Below are 18,519 nucleotides of genomic sequence, written 5' to 3'. Positions count from 1 at the left end.
TTCATATTCAAAGTGCATCTTTGACTTTTCCGAAAAAACCTTTGTCTTTTTTACTTTTTCCTTTAACACCAACGGACGGCAGTCCCGACACTTTGGCGTATTGTTCCAAAAGGTCCCGCTGTTCTTTGGTCAGCTTTTTGGGGATTTCCAAATTAACGGTCACAAATTGGTCGCCGGTCGTTTTGCTGTTGATATGCGGAAAACCTTTGCCTTTCAGGCGGAAAGTGCTTCCGGTTTGCGTTCCTTCCGGAACCGTCATCGTCACATCGCCGCCCATTGTCTTCACCGTGATTTCGGCGCCGAGAGACGCTTGAACAAAACTGATGTTCACGTTTGTATAAACATCATCGCCTTCACGCTTGAAATACGGGTCCGGGTCCACGCGGACGACGACATACAAATCGCCCGGCGGCGCGCCCACATCACCCGCGTTTCCTTCTCCCGAATAGCGGATACGCATTCCTGTGTCGGCGCCCGGCGGAATTGTGACGGAAAGCTTCTTGACAGTCTTGACTTTTCCCTTGCCGGCGCATTTCGGACAAGGAGATTCGATTTTTTGTCCCGTGCCGCCGCAAGTCGGACAAGCCGATTGAGTCAGCATATTTCCAAAAGGCGTGCGCATTGTTTTGGAAACAACGCCTGAACCGCGGCATTCCGGACAGGTTTTCGGGACGGTTCCCGGTTTTGCGCCGGAGCCGGAACAGGTGTCACAAGTGGCTGTTTTCGGAATGTCGATTGAAATCGTTTTTCCGGCGTAAGCTTCGGCAAACGACATCCGGATATCGTATTGCAAATCACCGCCCCGTTGAGGACCGCGGCGTTTGGAACCGCCGAATCCGGCACCGAAAATGTTTCCGAAAATGTCGCCGAAGATGTCACCGAAATCGCTGAAATCGGCGCCTCTGAAAATGTCTTCCGTTGAATACCGGCTGTCAAATCCGGAATGGCCAAACTTGTCATAGGTCGCGCGTTTCTCCGAGTCGGACAAAACGGCATAAGCTTCCGAGATTTCTTTGAATTTTTCTTCCGCTTCGGGTGAATCGTTCCGGTCCGGATGGAATTCCATCGCCAGTTTCCGGTATTTCTTTTTAATTTCATCTTCGGACGCGTCCTTAGATACGCCGAGGATTTCATAATAATCTTTTTTCGTTGCCATAATGATCAGAGTGAAAAATGAATCGGAATATAGAATGTCAGAATTAGAATGTCGGAATGTGGAATATTATAAAAATCTAAATGGTCGATGCGGGATGATGATAAGAATAAAGGAGAATATAAAACATCTGATAAAACATTTTTGATAAAAAAAGGAACATACATTTCAGCTCAAGCCGTCTTTAAGCATAGCTGTCATGGATGTTCCTTCTTTTGAGTTTTTTTATGGATTTTTAAGATTCGGTATGATTTTTTTTGTTTATTTGTTATGTTTGTTGAATTGGGTTTTGGGTCTGTTATGTGACGTGAAGTGATTAAATTATGTGAAAATTATGTGAAAATTATGTGAAAATTATGTGAAAATTATGTGAAATCCGTTTTTCCGTTTTTGTGTGGTTTATTTGCTTTGGGGTTTTAGTGTTTACAGGGGTCTTCAGGCTTGAAGTGCCGGAAAGAAAACGGATGAGGAAATTGAGAAACTTCCATCCGTTCAATCCGTATCATTGAAATGCTTTTCTTGCGGTTGCTTTGTCTTGCCGTTACTTTTTATCTTCGTATTCAGCATCCATAACATGGTCATCCGATTTGTCGGCATTTTGCTGTTGTTGAGCGTTTTCGGAAGCTTTTCTGTAAATCGCTTCGGAAATCGGGTAAACAGCGTTTTCGAGAGCTTCTGTTTTGCTCTTGATCATATCCATATCGGTTCCGCTCAGAGCAGACCTAAGCGCGGCGACAGCCGACTCAACGGCTTTCTTTTGGTCGTCCGTTACTTCAACAACATCGGAGGCTTGTGAAACGGCCTTTTCGGCGGCGTTGATCAAAGATTCAGCGTTGTTGCGGGTCTCGATTTCTTCTCTCTTTTTGCGGTCTTCGTCGGCGTGAAGCTCGGCGTCTTTGACCATGCGGTTGATTTCGTCTTCGGAAAGTCCTCCCGGTTTTTGGATGGTGATGGACTGTTTCTTTCCGGTTCCGAGATCCTTGGCGCCGACATGGAGAATTCCGTTGGCGTCAATGTCAAATGTCACTTCAATCTGGGGGATGCCGCGGGGTGCCGGCGGAATACCGTCCAGGATGAATCGTCCAAGCGTTTTGTTGCCGGAAGCCACACTGCGTTCTCCTTGGAGGACATGGATTTCAACGGACGTCTGGTTATCGCCGGCCGTTGAGAAGACTTGGCTCTTTTTGGTCGGAATGGTTGTGTTTCTCTCAATGAGCGGTGTGGATACGCCGCCGAGGGTTTCGATACCGAGGGTAAGCGGAATCACGTCAAGGAGCAAGACGTCTTTGATTTCCCCGGACAAGACACCGGCTTGAATGGCGGCGCCGATGGCGACGGCTTCGTCAGGGTTAATGTTCTTGTACGGTTTTTTGCCGGTGAATTTATCCACCAAGTCAACGACGGCCGGCATTCTTGTGGAACCGCCGACGAGGATCACTTTGTCGATTTTATCCATGGATAATTTGGAATCGTTTAAGGCTTGCTTCATGGAAACGAGTGTTTTTTCAAGCAAGTCGGCCGTCATTTTCTCAAACTGGGCGCGTGTCAAGTCAATATCCATGTGGAGCTGGTCGCCGTCGGGCCCGAGCGCGATGAACGGTAAGTTGATGTTGGTGCTGGTCACGCCGGAAAGTTCGATTTTCGCTTTTTCGGCGGCATCTTTCAAGCGCTGAAGAGCGGCCAAGTCTTTGGATAAGTCGATGCCGTTGGATTTTTTAAATTCGGCAGCGAGGTGGTCGACGATTCTGTTGTCAAAGTCGTCGCCGCCAAGACGGGTGTCGCCGCTTGTCGCTAAAACTTCAAAAACGCCGTCGCCAAGTTCAAGAATTGAAACGTCGAAGGTTCCGCCGCCCAAGTCGTAAACGAAGATTTTCTGGTCTTTGGATCCTTCTTCTTTGTCCAATCCGTAGGCCAAAGCGGCAGCCGTCGGTTCGTTGATGATACGAAGGACTTCAAGTCCGGCGATGGTTCCGGCGTCTTTAGTGGCTTGGCGTTGTGCATCATTAAAGTAAGCCGGAACGGTGATGACGGCTTGGGTGATTTTTTCACCGAGGTAGGCTTCAGCATCGTTTTTCAATTTTTGAAGAATCATAGAGGAAATCTCTTGCGGCGTGTAGGGTTTACCGCCGAGAGTCACTCTGTAATTCGCGTCGCCCATGTGTCTTTTGATGGATTGGACGGTGTTTTGGGAATTGGAAACCGCCTGACGCTTTGCGATTTGCCCGACAAGCCTTTCGCCTTTTTTGGAAAAGCCGACGACGGAGGGGGTTGTTCTGCCGCCTTCAGCGTTTGGAAGAACTGTGGGTTCGCCCCCTTCCATAATCGCCATACAAGAGTTGGTTGTACCAAGGTCAATACCTAATATTTTTGCCATATTTATTTCACCTGTGTTTGATTTTAATTTGTATGTGGTTTATTTGGTTTATAATGTAATTTATTTGGTTTATAATGTAATTTATTTGGTTTATAATGTAATTTATTTGGTTTATAATGTAATTTATTTGGTTTAATTTGTTGATGTGATTTGTTTAGTTTTAATTTTTTAATGCGGTTTATTTAGAGTTTTATTTAGATTTAATTTGTATTTATGGAATAATAAATCGTTTTTTAATGATTTTTTAATTATTGAAATAAACAAATTGAGTAAATGAGTAAACAATAAATTGAAATGTGAAGTTTATGAATTATGAGTTTATGAGTTCGCCACTTTTTATTTTTAAATCGTTCGAGGACATTTTTGGCAATTGGGGCTCATATTTCGGCGGTTTTCGGGGTTTAATTTGAGGTTCATATTTTGGAGATTGAACCGTTTGCCGGGCGGTGGACTGAGTGTTTTGTCGAAATGTCAAATTTTGGGTTGGGGGTTGGATGCTATTCATTTTTAGATCGAGTTTGTTTGTTTTTTATTTTTGTTTATTTTTGTTGTTTTTTTGCTTTAAATTTAAATGTTATTGGCAACCGACACCGATGCCGGTCGGATTACCTTTGAGTGAAGAGTGTATCCGGGGGTAAAGACATTGACAATTGTTCCGTCCGGGAAATCGTTTGTATCGACTTGGATGACGGAATCATGCAAATGCGGGTCGAACTCGGTACCCGGTTCGGCCGGTATTTTAGCAACGCCGTAAGATTCTAAGATGGACATGAATTGCCGGTGCGTATTTTTCAAACCTTCCAGCAGGGACGCATCATGAATTTTACCGGTTTTTTCGGTGGACAAGATCCCTCTTTCAAAGTTATCGGCCACTTCAATTAAATCTTTGACAATCGGTTCAAGCGCAAACTTTCGGGATTCTTCCATTTGCTTCGCGCTTCTTTTTCGATAATTTTCAAAGTCTGCCGCCATCATGAGGTACTTATTTGTTAAATCATCCACTCTTTGTTTTAAAGCGGCATTTTCTTCCGAAAGCATTGATTTCGCATCATTCTGTCCGCTCTTTTTGTCGGTCTTGCGGCCTTTTGCGTGATGATCTGCCTTTCCGGTGCCGCCGCATTCGCAGCATGCCTCAAGATCATCATCCGCTTCCGTCTCAAATTCTTCTTCCGACGGAACTTCAGAATAACACGTTTTGTCTTCTTTTTTGTATGCCATGTTTTTACAGCCTCTCCAATTCTTAGAGTTAAACAAAATTCCAATGGAATTCTTCATATTTAAACATTTCTCTTATTTTTAGTTTTTTTAAAATATAAAATAATCAATTGAACTATTCACCATAAGTTAGTATCTATTCTTCAACAAAACTCATCGAAAATCCGGAACTCATGAATCCTAAATAAACACTAATAAATATAAATTCATAAATAAAAATCTATTTGATAAATTTGTCGGTTAACTCAAAAATGAATGAAAAAAGGGTCAAGCCTGAAGAAAATAAAAGAAATGAAGATGCAAGTAAACGAAAAAAATAAAAAAGGAATGTTGGTTTCGTTCCAATTTGGGTCAAAACGCAACCATTCAGTAATTTTCAGCGTATTTAAGTAATAAAACCGAAATGATTAAACAAACGGCAAATACAATAATGAATTTCTCCCAGCCGATTCCGGTGACATCGCCATGGTAAGCCATCAAACAGAAATTGATGAGCGCCGTCAAAACGATTGTCAAGAACAATGAAAAAATGAAGCCGATACCGAGCGCCGATTTTTTATTGGCGAGCCTTGAGTCGAAGAATTCATAACCGATCACGAAAAGGACAGCGAAAATAAGCAAAATGACAGCAATCGGAATCGGGATATTGCGCGTCACGAGCATCCCGTAAAGTCCATACAGTGTAAAAACCATGAAAAAGGCCATGACCAAAGATAAAGCGAAAGTTTTCACGTAATTGTTTTTGAGAGACGATAAATTAAAATAACTTTTTTGACGGGAATGATTGGAATATCTCTTAGCTGCGATAGATGACACCACCTTTGAATTGGAAATTGGAACCGAAAATAAAACTGTGAGAATTGAAAAGGTCAACTTATAAATTAAACTCAAATTTACTTGTGGCAAAGCAAACCGTATACGAAGTTTACATATATAAATAATAAATACCCTGACGAGTAACTATATTTTCCATATATAAGTATTTCACGGATATAAAGATTACAGGCCACTGAGAATTTCAAAAAGATCAGTCGTCAGGAATTGAATAATAGATTTGAATTAAATTTTCAAGTGAACCATTTTTCTATAATTCAGTTTGTATCTGCCGTTTTCTATTTTCTGATTGCATCTGCTGTTTCTATTTTGCAACTTGCACCTGGTGTTTTCTATTTTCCGACTGCATCTGCAACCACTATACCCAATTCATTCCATGGAAGTCCGTTTAATCAGACGCTATTGCGTCTGATTAAACGGGATGGTTTGCTTGAAATCAAAAAGAGCAACGAATTTAAAATCGAAATTGAAATCAAAAAGAGCAACGAATTTAAAATCGAAATTGAAATCAAAAAGAGCAACGAATTTAAAATCGAAATTGAAATCAAAAAGAGCAACGAATTTAAAATCGAAATTGAAAACAAAAACTGAGGCATCTGATTTTAAAAATAAAATCAAAAAGAACCCCAGTTTTTTTCGACACTTAGAAAAATGTGTCGCCATAACGCACGGCTGCCCGCCCTTCTAATCAACCTTCAAAAACCGTTTCCATGAATATATAAACGTTGGATTCATTTATGTCTAAAACAGTTCAGTTTTTCAGGTGATTTTTTGATACAAATTCCATCCCTTTCGTTTGATTCCGTGGCAAACGCCGTTTTTTTAATTCTTCAGGAGGCGGAGACAATTCTTCCCGACGACGTCATTCTTTCAATTCGAAACGCTGCCGAAAACGAATCAAATCCGGTTGCGAAAACGCAACTGAATTCCATTCTGAAAAACATTGATCTCGCCGCCAAAAAAGGCATCCCGATTTGCCAGGATACCGGTATTTTTATCTTTTTTGTCGAAATCGGACGCGGCCTTTGCCTTGACTTTGACATTGAAGGCGCGATTCGAAACGGCTGCGTTCGGGCAACCCGCGAAATTCCGCTCCGGCCAAATGTTGTTGACCCGCTGACCCGCCACAACACCGGAAATAATATCGGAAACGGGCTTCCGGAAATCAATTATTCATTTGTTCCCGGAAAAACGCTCACAATTACCGTTGCACCAAAAGGCGCCGGTTCCGAAAACATGAGCGCAATCCGCATGTTTAACCCGACGGAAGTCGGAAAAATCAAAGAATTCGTCGCCAAAACCGTTCTGGACGCCGGCGGAAAACCATGCCCGCCTGTTGTAATTGGCGTTGGCATCGGCGGATCTTTTAATCAGGCGGCAAAACTCGCTAAAGAAGCCTTGCTTTTGCCGATGGATTGTGGAGAAATCTGCACGGAAACCCGCGAACCGGCCGAAATGGAAGCCGACATCTTGCAGGCCGTCAATTCTCTCGGCATCGGCTGCATGGGACTTGGCGGCGATACGACCGCTCTTTCCGTTCACATCAAAAAAGCGTCCTGCCACACCGCCTCCCTTCCGGTCGCCGTCAACATCCAGTGTTGGGCGAACCGTCACGCGACAGCGGTCTACGACGGAGGGAAATAAATGCCGGACCGCCACGTTCAGACGCATTATCTCAAAACACCGCTGTCAGCGGAAGATATCCTGAAAATAAAAGCCGGCGACACAGTTTATTTGACCGGGACGATTCTGACCGCCCGCGACGAAGCCCATGCCCGAATGATTGAATTCGACGAAAAAAACCATCCGCTCCCGTTTGATTTAGAAGGCGCCGTCATTTACCATTGCGGGCCGGTGATGGAAAAAAAAGAGAACGACATTTGGAAAGTCGTGGCGGCCGGACCGACGACAAGCGATCGGATGACGAAAATGACGCCCAAAGTTTTATCGGCGCACAACGTCTGCGCCCTCATCGGAAAAGGCGGCATGGAGAACATTGCCAAAACACTGGACGGAAAGTGCGTTTATTTGTCGTACACCGGCGGTTGTGCGGCTTTGGCGGTTGATATGATTGAAAAAGTCGAAACGGTTTATTGGGACGATTTGGGAATGCCGGAGGCCGTTTGGGTTTTGTCGGTGACAGAATTCGGACCGTTGATTGCCGGTGTTGATGCGTATGGGAATGATTTGTTTAGAGATGTGAAGGAAAAGGCGAAGAAAGAGTTTTTGGAGATTTCAAAATCGGTTTGAAACAAAAACATTATAATAAAACCCTATGATTAAATATAGAGTAAAAGTGAGTGAAATTTTTCAAAAATGAATTTAAAAAACAACAAATAAAAAAATGAACCGTTATGTCCGAAAATAACATTGTGATGCACATCGATATGGACAGTTTCTACGCGTCTGTTGAAATCCGTGACCGTCCCGACTTAAAAGAGAAACCCGTTGCGGTTTGCTCAAAAACGTATTCCTTGGAAAAAGACGCGCCGCGCGGCGTCATCAGTGCAGCGTCGTATCCGGCGCGCAAATTCGGACTTCATTCGGCCATGTCGCTCTCCGAAGCCATGAAATTGTGTCCGGACGTCATTCTTTTGCCTATGAACCGCGACCTTTACAAACAAGTGTCGGACAACATCATTAAAATCATCGGCAAATACATGAAAACGGTTCAGCAAGTCAGCATCGACGAAGCTTACGCTCTTTTTCCCGACTCGGTCAAAACATATGACGATGCCAAGAGGCTGGCCGAAACCGTCAAAAATGAAATTTTTGCGGCCGAACGCATTACCTGTTCCGTCGGCATCGCGCCGAACAAATCAACCGCTAAAATCGCGTCCGGATTCCAAAAACCAAACGGCATGACCGTCGTTTTGCCGGAAAATCAACTTTCATTTTTGTCACCGCTTTCAATCACGAAAATTCCGGGCGTCGGCCAAAAAACAAACGAATTCTTCGACCTTTACAACATCAAAACCATCGGCGATTTGGCCAAAACCGACAAACGCCTTTTGTTTGAAAAACTTGGAAAAACCGGTCTGTTTTTCTCCGACATCGCAAACGGCGTTGACAATGCGCCGGTGATTGAAACGGCCGACGTCAAATCCATCAGCCGGTTTTATTCCTTAAGCCCATTTACAGCCGATTCAAAAGCTCTTTCGCTTGGCTGCGACGCTGTCTGCGAAGAAGTGCACAAACTTCTCACCGACAAAAAAATGTTTTACAAAACCGTCACCGTCAGCTTGCGTTTTTACGATTTTTCAACGGCGTCCAAATCCAAAAGTCACAGCGTTCATGTGTCGGATATCAACATACTCAAACGCTACGCGCAGGAAATGCTTTTGGAACTGATCGACGCTAATGCACAGCACAAAAAATCCCGCCAAATCAGCGTCGGGGTGTCCAAATTAAAAAAGACCGACGCGAATCAAATGCAGTTGTCGGATTTCTTTTGAAATTGGGATTTAATTGGTAAAATGAGGATGAGATGAGATGAATGAAGATGTTCGGCAAATGATTCAATCTTTTATTTCAGAAGGGGATGAGATTGTTGCCCAACGAACCAAAAGGAGACAAGATGGGACATATTACATATCCGGCGGAAGTTATCGAATCTGGCTTGAAAAAACATCCCGTTTCCTGCATGTTTATTTTCCGGACGACAAAATTACGAAAGAATTTATTGAACTCAGAAACGGTCCCAAATACCAAGATAAAACAACATATGAAAAGCTGAAAGGAAAACTTTTAGCGTTAATGGATTTTCCATCACCGGTTCAAAAAAATAATTTTGAAATCACAAAAACCCTTCAAAATTTTGATAAATTCGCAACTCAGATGAGTGGTTACAGGAAACAAAAATATGAATTTAATGACGAATACGACACTCAAAATGCAATCCACGCCATTTTAAAACTGTTTTACAAAGACATTCGGGCGGAAGATTATGTTCCCGAATGTGCCGGCGGAAAATCCAGAGTTGATTTTTACATTCCGGAAATTGAAACGCTCCTTGAAGTGAAATTCATTCGTCCGAATTTAAGAGATTATGACGTCGGTGGCCAGTTGCTGACAGATATCGGTCGTTATGAAAAGCATAATGGTTGCCGGAATCTGATTCTATTCATCTTTGATCCCTCTCGATTATTGAAAAATCCTCACGGATTGGCGAAAGATTTGGAAGAAAAATCAAAAGATGGCATGAATCTGAAAGTGATTATTTCTCCGATTGAATGAATTATGAAAAAATGAAATAAAAAATCATTTTTTCGATTTCTTTGCGATCGGTTTTGTTTCGGAAACTTTTCCTTCATTTTCTTCCGATTCTTTTGCTTTTTTCTTCTCTTTCGCTTCCGCTTTTTTTTTCTCTTTCTGCTCCGCCACCCATTTTTCCTTCTCGTCCGCCCGTGTATCTTCTCCGCGCATTTTCCGTTCCAAATCGCGAATCGTATCCCGGAGCTGAATCGCGCGCTCAAAGTCCAGCATTTCGGCGGCCAAATTCATTTCCGCTTCATATTCGATGATCAAATTCGGAATTTCAGCTTTCGGAATGTGTTTCACATCGCTGATGTCGGCCACTTTTTCTCGAATCGGTTTTTTAATGGTTTGCGGCACAATGCCGTGTTCTTGGTTAAACGCCAATTGAATATTCCGGCGGCGCTCGGTCTCTTCCATGGCTCTTTTAATGGAGCCGGTCACGTTGTCGGCGTAAAGAACGACTTTGGAATTGGAATTGCGGGCGGCACGGCCGATGATTTGGATTAAACTTCGGGCGTCGCGCAAAAATCCTTCTTTGTCGGCGTCCAAAATTCCAATAAAACCGACTTCGGGAATATCCAGTCCTTCCCGGAGAAGGTTGATGCCGACGAGAACGTCAAAGTTGCCGAGCCGCAAGTTTCGGATAATTTCGGTCCGCTCAATCGTTTTGATGTCGGAGTGCAAATACCGGGTTTTGATGCCGGCTTGCGCCAAATATTCGGTGAGTTCTTCCGCCAAACGTTTGGTGAGCGTTGTCACGAGCGCGCGGTCGCCGTTGGCAATCACCCGTTGAATTTCCCGAATGATGTCGTCCACTTGTCCTTTGATCGGGCGGACTTCGACAACCGGATCGACGAGGCCGGTCGGGCGGATCACCTGTTCAACCACTTGCGCCGACTGTTCAAGTTCATAATCGCCGGGCGTTGCCGAAACGAAAATCGTATTTTTCATATATTTTTCAAATTCCTCAAACCGGAGCGGGCGGTTGTCGTAAGCGCTTGGGAGGCGGAATCCGTAATCAATTAAAGATTTTTTCCGGGCATGGTCGCCGTTGTACATGCCATGGATTTGCGGCAGCGTCTGATGGCTTTCGTCAATCACCATTAAAAAGTCGTCCGGGAAATAATCAATCAAACAATATGGCGGCTGCCCCGGTTTTCGGTTGTCAAAGTGCATGGAATAATTTTCAATTCCTTTACAGCTGCCGGTTTCCCGAATCATTTCCATGTCAAAAAGCGTTTTTTGTTTGAGGCGGTGCGCTTCCAGCATATCGAGTTCCGGAAGGCGGTCTTCGAGTTCCTCCAAAATCGCTTCAATGGCGCGTTCCTGTTCGGATTCCGGAATCACATAGTGCCGGGCCGGATAAATGGTAAAAGAATCCATGTCGAACTTTTTGACATTGTTCAGCATATCAATTTCCGAAATCCGGTCAATTTCATTTCCGAACAACTCAATCCGAATAACATCTTTGTAGTAACCGGGGATGACGTCGATTGTGTCTCCTTTAACACGGAAGCGTCCGGGTGCCAGATCAAGGTCGTTTCGTTCAAACTGAATGTCCACCAATTTTGAAATGATTTCAGCCCGGTTTACTTTGTCACCGACCGCCACTTCAAATCCCATATTTTCAAAGTTTTCCGGGTTTCCGAGACCGTAAATGCAGGAGACGGAAGCGACGACAATGACATCGCGGCGGGAGACGAGAGAAGCCGTTGTTTCAAGGCGCATCTGCTCGATTTGAGGATTGATTTGAGCGTCTTTTTCAATGTATTGGTCTTTGGCCGGGATATATGATTCCGGCTGATAATAATCATAATAAGAAACGAAGTATTCGACGCGGTTGTTTGGAAAAAACTCTTTGAATTCGTTGTAAAGCTGCGCCGCCAATGTTTTGTTGTGCGCGATGACAAGGGTCGGGCGGTTGATATTTTTAATAACATTTGCGACCGTAAATGTTTTTCCGGAACCGGTCACGCCGAGAAGCGTTTGGAACTGTTTGCTGTCGTTAATCCCTGCGGTGAGTTTGGCAATCGCATCCGGCTGCGAACCTTTCGGCGTCATGTCGCCGGCCAATTCAAACGGCGGAGAATCGCGACGGCGGGTTTTAATTTTAAGATCTCGTTTGTCATCCGGTGATGTCATAAAATGTCTTCCGATTCGTTTTTATTTTTAAATTATTTTTTATTTTAACTGATTTGGGAATGTTTCATTACTTGAGCTTATATTTGAATGTGCTTATTTATTATATTTTTAGGTATCCGGTAATTCAATTTAAGTTATCATCTTCACTGTTAAACATATTATTCATTTTATTTTATTAATGTGATATTAGAATAAGCATAAATAGGGGAAACACTTTTTGTAAACCACTTTTTATTCGGAGGTAAATCATGGAACAATACACTCAAAAAAATCAAAATATTTCCGGTTTTTCCGTTGATTTTGGAAACAAATTCTTATCTAAAGTTTATATGTGGATGATTTTGGCGCTCTTTTTGACGGCGATTGCATCCTACGCTATTCTCAGCACACCGTCCCTTCAATTGTTTTTCTTGGGAAATGTCTGGCTTGTCTGGCTTTTGATGATTGTTCAATTGGTGTTCGTCGTCATTTTAAGCAGTAAAATCGAGTCCATGTCCACATCAACTGCTGCCGTTGTTTTTATTATATATTCCGTCCTTGTCGGCATTACGATTACGCCGGTTTTATTTTACTATTCGCAATCGACCATCTTCATGGCGTTTGGCGTTTCCGCCGGCATGTTTGCCGCGATGAGTGCCGTCGGTTACTTCATCAAAAAGGATCTCAGCGCAATGGGCAGATTCTTGTTTATGGCGCTTGTCGGTCTCTTGATCGCGATGATTGTGAATATGTTCATTTCCATTTGGTGGCCGGGAACGGCTTGGGGCATTAGTTTTGCGCTCAGCTGCCTTGCTGTCCTCATCTTTGCCGGCCTGACCGCTTACGATACGCAGAAAATTAAGAAAATCGGGGAGGCAATCGCTCATGAACCGTCCCGCGGGCAAAATATCGCCATCATCTGCGCGCTGACGCTTTACCTGGATTTCATTAACTTGTTCCTCAATATGCTCAGAATCATGGGCCGGAACAGCTGAATTGAAACGATAAACGGGAATGCCCGGTTCCGGCGGACTTTTCCTTTTCTATCCTTTTTCTTTTTTCTCTTTTCTTTTTTTAAGCGGCGATTGTTTAAAGCAAAGAACCTTGGAGGGACAGCTTATTGGTGTTTTAAAAACATTTGCGGGTATGGCAAACTTTAAGAATAATCCGACACTTTAGGTTTCATTCAGTTGTTTCTTTGTTCATTCCGCGGAGGTAGCCGAGTGGCCAAAGGCGATAGGTTCAGGGCCTATTCGTGCAGACGTTCGTGGGTTCAAATCCCATCCTCCGCACTTTGTTTCTTTTTTATTTTGAACGGGTTTGAGGATTGTTTTTGATGAAACAAAAAATCAGAAACGAACTGCGTCTCAAAAGAGAAAAAATGAGCCGAGCCGATGTTTTGGCGAAAAGCAAACACATCACAGAGACTCTCTTTCATTCCGATTTGTTTCACAAAGCGGATGCTGTCTTCGCTTACGCCGATGTTCAAAATGAGGTTCATATGATGCCGTTTCTTCAAGATTGTTTAGAGCGGGGAAAATCGGTCGCGCTTCCAAAAACGGTCGGCAGTGAAATGATTTTTTATAAAATATCCGATTTAAACAGTCTCCGGAAAGGAAATTTCGGAATTATGGAACCGGACGCAACAACAACCAATTCGATTTTTCCGAATGAAAAATCTCTGATCATCGTTCCCGGAATTGGATTTGACCGCCTCGGCAATCGGCTGGGATACGGCGCAGGGTTTTATGACAAATATTTGTCCAAAAATCTGTATATGCACGCGGTCGGTATTTGTTTTGAAGATCAGTTGGTTGATAAAATTCCAGCGGAAAATCTGGATATTTCCATGGATTCTGTTTTGACGGAAAAAGAATGGATTTTTTTTAAAAAATAATTTCTAATCTTTTTTAATTATTTTTATTTTTTTATTTTAATTATTTTTTATTTTTTATCTTAATTATTTTTATTTTACTTTTCATTTGTTTTTATAGAATATATGAGAATTCTAAAAAGTATATAGGGAATTAAAAAAATATAGACTAATTTTGGAAAAATAGTTTTTTTAAATAAATATAATATATTGTCCTGAAATCTGATTTTTATTTCTTTTTTTATATTCTTGATTCTTTTTTCTCTTTCTTTTTTCTTCATTTTCTTTCTTTTTTATGTCAGGGCACAAATGATAAGTTTTCTCTCTTTTTTTGATGGATTCAATACTTCATAGATTACCCGTATATTCTTATTTCTTTAAGTGTTTCACTGGCAAAATTAGGTTTGAATCCGGATTTGATAGACGCTGTTTTTCAAAATCTATCGGATTGTTTCTACTGGACATTTTTAAATAAAATATTTGTATTTTTAGAAGAAGATATAATTATATTATTAATTTTATTTTATTAAATCTTGATCTTGAAACTGTCTGATTGTCACTTATTTGTCCAAAATATATATATACTATAATTTGTTTATATACATCCTACATAATGGTAAATGATTAGCAAATCTTATTTCATCTAACCTTTGATAAAATAAGACGCTTGAATTTGCTTGACCCAACGCATGACTAATTTCAAATAATCCCAAATAATTTTGGTCATACTAAAAACGCCACACAATAACACTTACGCCACCCTATCAAATGTTATCACTGGCTGATTTCATGGTACTCGCCATTGATTTAGCATTTAAAAACGACTTTGATATCTATTGTTTTTAACCAACGTTCACACAAACTTTCACCCAATTCAAAGAGGTTAAACATGCAGTCTATCGTTCAACAAGCATTAAAATACGCAGAGCAAGAGAAAGAATCCATGGTCAGTTCCGATGGCGACGACTTTGAAGAATTCGGACAACCCCGGATTGTCATCGTCGGATGCGGCGGTGCCGGCAACAACACCATCAAGCGTCTTTACAACATGGGCGTCGAAAACGCCGAAACCATTTGTATCAACACTGACAAACAAGACTTGGACAGAACCCGCGCCGACAAAAAGATTTTGATCGGAAAGACATTAACCCGCGGCCTTGGTGCCGGCGGATATCCGGAAATCGGCCGCAAAGCCGCCGAACTTGCTCGCGGAACCCTTGAATCTGTTTTAAAAGACGCTGACCTCGTTTTCGTGACAGCCGGTATGGGCGGCGGAACCGGTACCGGTGTGGCTCCGGTCGTTGCCGAAGTGGCCAAAGAACAGGGTGCTATCGTTATCGGAATGGTTTCCAGTCCCTTTAAAGTGGAAGGATCCCGCTCCCAAAAAGCCCAAGAAGGTATCGAAGCTTTGAGAAAAGCCGCCGACACCGTCGTTATTTTGGACAACCAAAGACTTCTCGCTCACGTCCCGAACTTGCCGATTGACCAGGCTTTGTCCGTGATGGACCAATTGATTGCCGAAACCGTGAAAGGCATTACCGAAACCATCACCGAATACTCTTTGATCAACCTTGACTATGCCGACATTCGCGCAACAATGGGCTGCGGCGGCATTGCTGTTATGCTCGTCGGCGAATCCAAGAACCAAAACAAGAGTCAGGAAGTCGTCAAAGCCGCTTTGAACCACCCGCTCCTTGACGTGGACTACCGCGGCGCAACCGGATGTTTAATCCACATCACCGGCGGTCCGGACTTAAGCCTCCAAGAAGCCATGGACATCGGCGAACAATTGACGTATGAAATCTCAGGTGAAGCCAAAGTCACCATCGGCGCCCGCATTAAAGATGAATATGAAGGACGGGTCCGTGTGATGGCCATCATGACCGGCGTTCAGCAAAAAATCGGCGGAAAGTCTATGGACAACATGACCGCGAACACTTCCTATACCGCCAAAAGAGAAGCCAACGCATCAACATCAACTTCCAAAAACAACATCATTGATTTCATTTAATCGGGTTGTTGTTTTTCATTTCACTTCCTGTTCAAGAGAAGCTTGAATGCTTCTCTTTTTTATAATTTCTGATTTTTTTTGTCGGACATTTCTTCTGTTCTCCTTTTCTTTTTATTTTCACAGCGGTCTTACGCGCGCGTTATCGCACTCACTTTTTATAAACTCGTCAAAACATCCGCTTTTCCTTCGGAATCAATTTTTATATTCGTTTTTCTTATATGAAGAAAAAAAGAAAGAGGCAATTTATGAAAATACTCATCGTCACCGGGCAATTGGCTTTTGAAAACGTTCAAAAAGCCGCGACCGGGTTTGACGCGGATGTTTTAAGAATTGAAACCCCGGTCGCGTCTTTGATAACCCCTCAAAAACTTATTGCCGGGTTTTTGTCCTCTTCGTTTGCTTCCAAAAAGTATGATGCGGCTCTCATTTCAGGTTTTTCAAAATTTGATTTTAAAAGGGCCGAATCAGAGTTGAAAATTCCGATTTATTTGGGACCGAAACACGCGGCGGATTTGGAATCTGTTCTCAAAAGTGCTGAAAACGCGGGATTTTCATTTTCAAAAACCGTGCCGGCTTGTGAGTTTATTCAATCACAAAAACAAGCGAAAACCGAAAAATTGTTGCTTGAATATGAACAAAAATCAATGCCGGCTCTTCGAATCGGATCTTTGGCAATCGGCGGCTGTTCCAAAATGAAAGTGCTCGGCGAAATCGCAAATGTTGAAGACCTTTCCCGGCCGCAGCTGAAAGAAACGATTTTGAGTTATATTTCAAATGGCGCCGATATTGTCGATCTCGGGTTTTCGCCGGAAGCGGCAGAAGATACCGTTCAGCAACTCGTCTCATTCTCAAAGACCGTGTCTGCTGTTCCGGTCAGTGTTGATTCCGGCCAGTTCTCTCAAATAATTGCCGGAATTTCCGCCGGAGCCGATATGGTTTTAAGTTTAAATTCAGAAATGATCCATCGATTGAATCTGTTCTTTCAATCCGGTCCCAATGAAAACAGGCGGATTGATTTCGAATCGTTTTGTCAAAAGATCAAAAAGACAACTTTTGTCGTGATTCCGGATTTTGTTTTTGATGAAACCAATTTTGACAGCGAACCGGATTTTCCATCGGAAATGAAGGGGTCTTTCTCGAAATTGAATGCACGAAAAATTCAAAGCCTTGAAGAAAACATTCGAAAAGCAAAAGCGATCGGGCTTGAAAAATTAATTGCCGACTTGATTCTCTCTCCGCCCAATCATCATTTACTCGAATCGGCGGCGTCTTATTTCGAATTTCACCGCAAAAATCCGCACATTCCGATTCTTTTCGGCGTTGGTAACGTCACCGAGTTAATTGATGCCGATTCTCCGGGCGCAAACGCGCTTTTATCGGTGATTGCTTCCGAATGCGGTGCTTCCATCTTGTTTACACCGGAAGCCAGCGCCAAAACAAAAGGGTCCGTTTCCGAATTAAAAAAAGCGGCTGATATGGTTCTGGCTTCAAAAATCCGCTCGTCCGCTCCCAAAGACTTGGGAATTGATTTGCTGTATCTGAAAGAAAAAAGACGGCGTCCCGGTATGGATTTGGATTTCATCTCCGCTCATCCGGATTTAACCGGCTCCGGGTTTTCAAAATCGAATCTGAATGCGTCAAGTTTTGTTTTAACCGGAACTCTCCATCCCGATTTTATTCCGGGGACAAAATGGGGGTGGAAAAATGATCCGGCCGGCAACTTTTTCATCGGGCTTGTCAAAGTTTCCGAATTATCAGCCTTTGTCCGCAGCATAAATGTCGGTTCGGAATCGGAAAGACAAGCCGGAACGCAAATTGAAACCCAAATTGAAATCCAATTTGAAAAACTCAAGAACATTCAAACGCCCAACCGCGAAGTGATCGTTGCCGTTCACCCGAAAAAGATTATTATCGGTACCGATTCCGCGTTTATGATGGAAAAAATCATTCAGGAGAACTTAATCACGGAACTCAGCCATGCCGCTTATTTGGGACGTGAACTTCAAAAAGCGGAAATTGCGATGAACCTCGGCCGGAGCTATGCGCAGGATGACGCTTGGTGACGAAAACACACGCTTGGAAGACCGTTGCCAAGAGTCAGACAGCTTTTTTATGATATTAATTTCAACTGTCCGGTTTGGGGAAAGTCTATTAATATTTTGTCGGATGTTTTAATTTAAATCTCATTTTTATCCGGTGATTTTCATGAAACTCAATCAGCAAGACAAAATTAAAATCTTCGCCGTTTTGGCGGAGAAGTATTTCAACGAAAACGGTTGGAAATACTATAAAGTGGCGGACAATGTTGAAAAAATTCAAAAAATCTGCGACGACATCAACCGCCAGCATGCGGCGTATCCGAGCATTACCCGCGACTGGTATGTTCAAAACGGTGGTGCCAAAGGCATTCACTTATGCGATACGTGGGATGAACTCAAAACCGTTTGCGACTTTTTGAAAATCGGCGCTGTTTGGTTTGATTTTTTCGTTGACACCGGCGAAATCAAAGCCTTTTGCATTTTAAGCGCGACCAAAGAACTGGCGCCCGAACGCATCGACATCATTTTAAAAGCGCAGGCCGCCGGCATCCGAACATTGGTCTTCCTCGCGGACGTGCCAAACGAAATCGACGCCAATGTTCTTCAAATTAAGAAAAGCGAATGTTAAGACATTTTCCTTTT

General features: G+C 42.8%; 14 protein-coding genes, 1 tRNA gene and 1 pseudogene. 11 read left to right on the top strand and 5 right to left on the bottom strand.

Going from position 1 to position 18,519, the window contains the following annotated elements:
- Positions 1–7 precede the first annotated feature (7 nt).
- The 4 genes from dnaJ to MsAc7_RS02975 form a co-directional block, all read right to left on the bottom strand.
- Positions 8–1,156 (bottom strand): molecular chaperone DnaJ, encoded by a 1,149-nt coding sequence (dnaJ, locus tag MsAc7_RS02990; RefSeq protein ID WP_338103112.1) that lies wholly within the window; start codon positions 1,154–1,156, stop codon positions 8–10.
- Between the two features lie 538 nt (positions 1,157–1,694).
- Positions 1,695–3,527, bottom strand: coding sequence for a molecular chaperone DnaK (dnaK, locus tag MsAc7_RS02985; RefSeq protein WP_338103111.1), 1,833 nt, complete (start codon positions 3,525–3,527; stop codon positions 1,695–1,697).
- 567 nt (positions 3,528–4,094) lie between these two features.
- The gene (locus MsAc7_RS02980; protein ID WP_338103110.1) at positions 4,095–4,745 is read right to left on the bottom strand and encodes a nucleotide exchange factor GrpE; all 651 of its coding nucleotides are present in this window, start codon (positions 4,743–4,745) and stop codon (positions 4,095–4,097) included.
- Between the two features lie 363 nt (positions 4,746–5,108).
- Positions 5,109–5,435: a hypothetical protein gene (locus MsAc7_RS02975; RefSeq protein ID WP_338103109.1), complete on the bottom strand. Its 327-nt coding sequence runs from the start codon at positions 5,433–5,435 to the stop codon at positions 5,109–5,111.
- Positions 5,436–5,885: 450 nt separating this feature from the next.
- On the opposite strand from MsAc7_RS02975, the gene MsAc7_RS02970 reads away from it, so the two are divergent.
- From MsAc7_RS02970 to MsAc7_RS02950, 5 genes are all read left to right on the top strand, one after another.
- The gene (locus MsAc7_RS02970; protein ID WP_338103108.1) at positions 5,886–6,167 is read left to right on the top strand and encodes a hypothetical protein; all 282 of its coding nucleotides are present in this window, start codon (positions 5,886–5,888) and stop codon (positions 6,165–6,167) included.
- A gap of 189 nt (positions 6,168–6,356) precedes the next feature.
- A complete protein-coding gene (locus MsAc7_RS02965) occupies positions 6,357–7,220 on the top strand; it encodes a fumarate hydratase (protein WP_338103455.1) in 864 nt (287 codons plus the stop codon).
- Positions 7,221–7,826 carry a FumA C-terminus/TtdB family hydratase beta subunit gene (locus tag MsAc7_RS02960; RefSeq protein WP_338103107.1) on the top strand — a complete coding sequence of 202 codons (606 nt, stop codon included), beginning with the start codon at positions 7,221–7,223 and terminating at the stop codon, positions 7,824–7,826.
- Positions 7,827–7,930: 104 nt separating this feature from the next.
- A complete protein-coding gene (gene dinB, locus MsAc7_RS02955; RefSeq protein WP_338103106.1) occupies positions 7,931–9,031 on the top strand; it encodes a DNA polymerase IV in 1,101 nt (366 codons plus the stop codon).
- 37 nt (positions 9,032–9,068) lie between these two features.
- Positions 9,069–9,812 (top strand): PD-(D/E)XK nuclease domain-containing protein, encoded by a 744-nt coding sequence (locus MsAc7_RS02950; protein ID WP_338103105.1) that lies wholly within the window; start codon positions 9,069–9,071, stop codon positions 9,810–9,812.
- A gap of 183 nt (positions 9,813–9,995) precedes the next feature.
- On the opposite strand, the pseudogene uvrB reads toward MsAc7_RS02950, so the two are convergent.
- Positions 9,996–11,975: pseudogene (gene uvrB, locus MsAc7_RS02945) on the bottom strand (excinuclease ABC subunit UvrB); the annotation flags it as partial.
- Positions 11,976–12,223: 248 nt separating this feature from the next.
- Here uvrB and MsAc7_RS02940 point away from each other — a divergent pair.
- The 6 genes from MsAc7_RS02940 (at position 12,224) to MsAc7_RS02915 (ending at position 18,505) form a co-directional block, all read left to right on the top strand.
- Entirely contained in the window at positions 12,224–12,949 is a 726-nt protein-coding gene (locus MsAc7_RS02940; protein ID WP_338103104.1) for a Bax inhibitor-1/YccA family protein, read from the top strand.
- Positions 12,950–13,163: 214 nt separating this feature from the next.
- A tRNA-Leu gene (locus MsAc7_RS02935) sits at positions 13,164–13,246 on the top strand.
- Positions 13,247–13,290: 44 nt separating this feature from the next.
- Positions 13,291–13,851 (top strand): 5-formyltetrahydrofolate cyclo-ligase, encoded by a 561-nt coding sequence (locus MsAc7_RS02930; protein WP_338103103.1) that lies wholly within the window; start codon positions 13,291–13,293, stop codon positions 13,849–13,851.
- A gap of 865 nt (positions 13,852–14,716) precedes the next feature.
- Complete coding sequence (gene ftsZ / locus MsAc7_RS02925) at positions 14,717–15,838, top strand: cell division protein FtsZ (protein WP_338103102.1); 1,122 nt, start codon at positions 14,717–14,719, stop codon at positions 15,836–15,838.
- 245 nt (positions 15,839–16,083) lie between these two features.
- Complete coding sequence (locus MsAc7_RS02920) at positions 16,084–17,901, top strand: dihydropteroate synthase-like protein (RefSeq protein WP_338103101.1); 1,818 nt, start codon at positions 16,084–16,086, stop codon at positions 17,899–17,901.
- Positions 17,902–18,043: 142 nt separating this feature from the next.
- Positions 18,044–18,505 carry a hypothetical protein gene (locus MsAc7_RS02915; RefSeq protein ID WP_338103100.1) on the top strand — a complete coding sequence of 154 codons (462 nt, stop codon included), beginning with the start codon at positions 18,044–18,046 and terminating at the stop codon, positions 18,503–18,505.
- Positions 18,506–18,519 lie beyond the last annotated feature (14 nt).

The sequence above is a fragment of the Methanolapillus millepedarum genome (assembly GCF_032594115.1).
GTDB classification, from domain to species: Archaea; Halobacteriota; Methanosarcinia; order Methanosarcinales; family Methanosarcinaceae; genus Methanolapillus; species Methanolapillus millepedarum.
The sequence above is the reverse complement of the archived record's forward strand: the minus strand, read 5'-3'. Positions and strand labels throughout refer to the sequence as shown.

Coding starts and splice junctions, on each gene's coding strand:
- MsAc7_RS02980 (WP_338103110.1), bottom strand. CDS start 4,745: ATGGCATACAAAAAAGAAGACAAAACGTGTTATTCTGAAGTTCCGTCG.
- dnaJ (WP_338103112.1), bottom strand. CDS start 1,156: ATGGCAACGAAAAAAGATTATTATGAAATCCTCGGCGTATCTAAGGAC.
- MsAc7_RS02975 (WP_338103109.1), bottom strand. CDS start 5,435: ATGGTTTTTACACTGTATGGACTTTACGGGATGCTCGTGACGCGCAAT.
- MsAc7_RS02930 (WP_338103103.1), top strand. CDS start 13,291: ATGAAACAAAAAATCAGAAACGAACTGCGTCTCAAAAGAGAAAAAATG.
- MsAc7_RS02950 (WP_338103105.1), top strand. CDS start 9,069: ATGAATGAAGATGTTCGGCAAATGATTCAATCTTTTATTTCAGAAGGG.
- dinB (WP_338103106.1), top strand. CDS start 7,931: ATGTCCGAAAATAACATTGTGATGCACATCGATATGGACAGTTTCTAC.
- ftsZ (WP_338103102.1), top strand. CDS start 14,717: ATGCAGTCTATCGTTCAACAAGCATTAAAATACGCAGAGCAAGAGAAA.
- MsAc7_RS02915 (WP_338103100.1), top strand. CDS start 18,044: ATGAAACTCAATCAGCAAGACAAAATTAAAATCTTCGCCGTTTTGGCG.
- dnaK (WP_338103111.1), bottom strand. CDS start 3,527: ATGGCAAAAATATTAGGTATTGACCTTGGTACAACCAACTCTTGTATG.
- MsAc7_RS02960 (WP_338103107.1), top strand. CDS start 7,221: ATGCCGGACCGCCACGTTCAGACGCATTATCTCAAAACACCGCTGTCA.
- MsAc7_RS02920 (WP_338103101.1), top strand. CDS start 16,084: ATGAAAATACTCATCGTCACCGGGCAATTGGCTTTTGAAAACGTTCAA.
- MsAc7_RS02940 (WP_338103104.1), top strand. CDS start 12,224: ATGGAACAATACACTCAAAAAAATCAAAATATTTCCGGTTTTTCCGTT.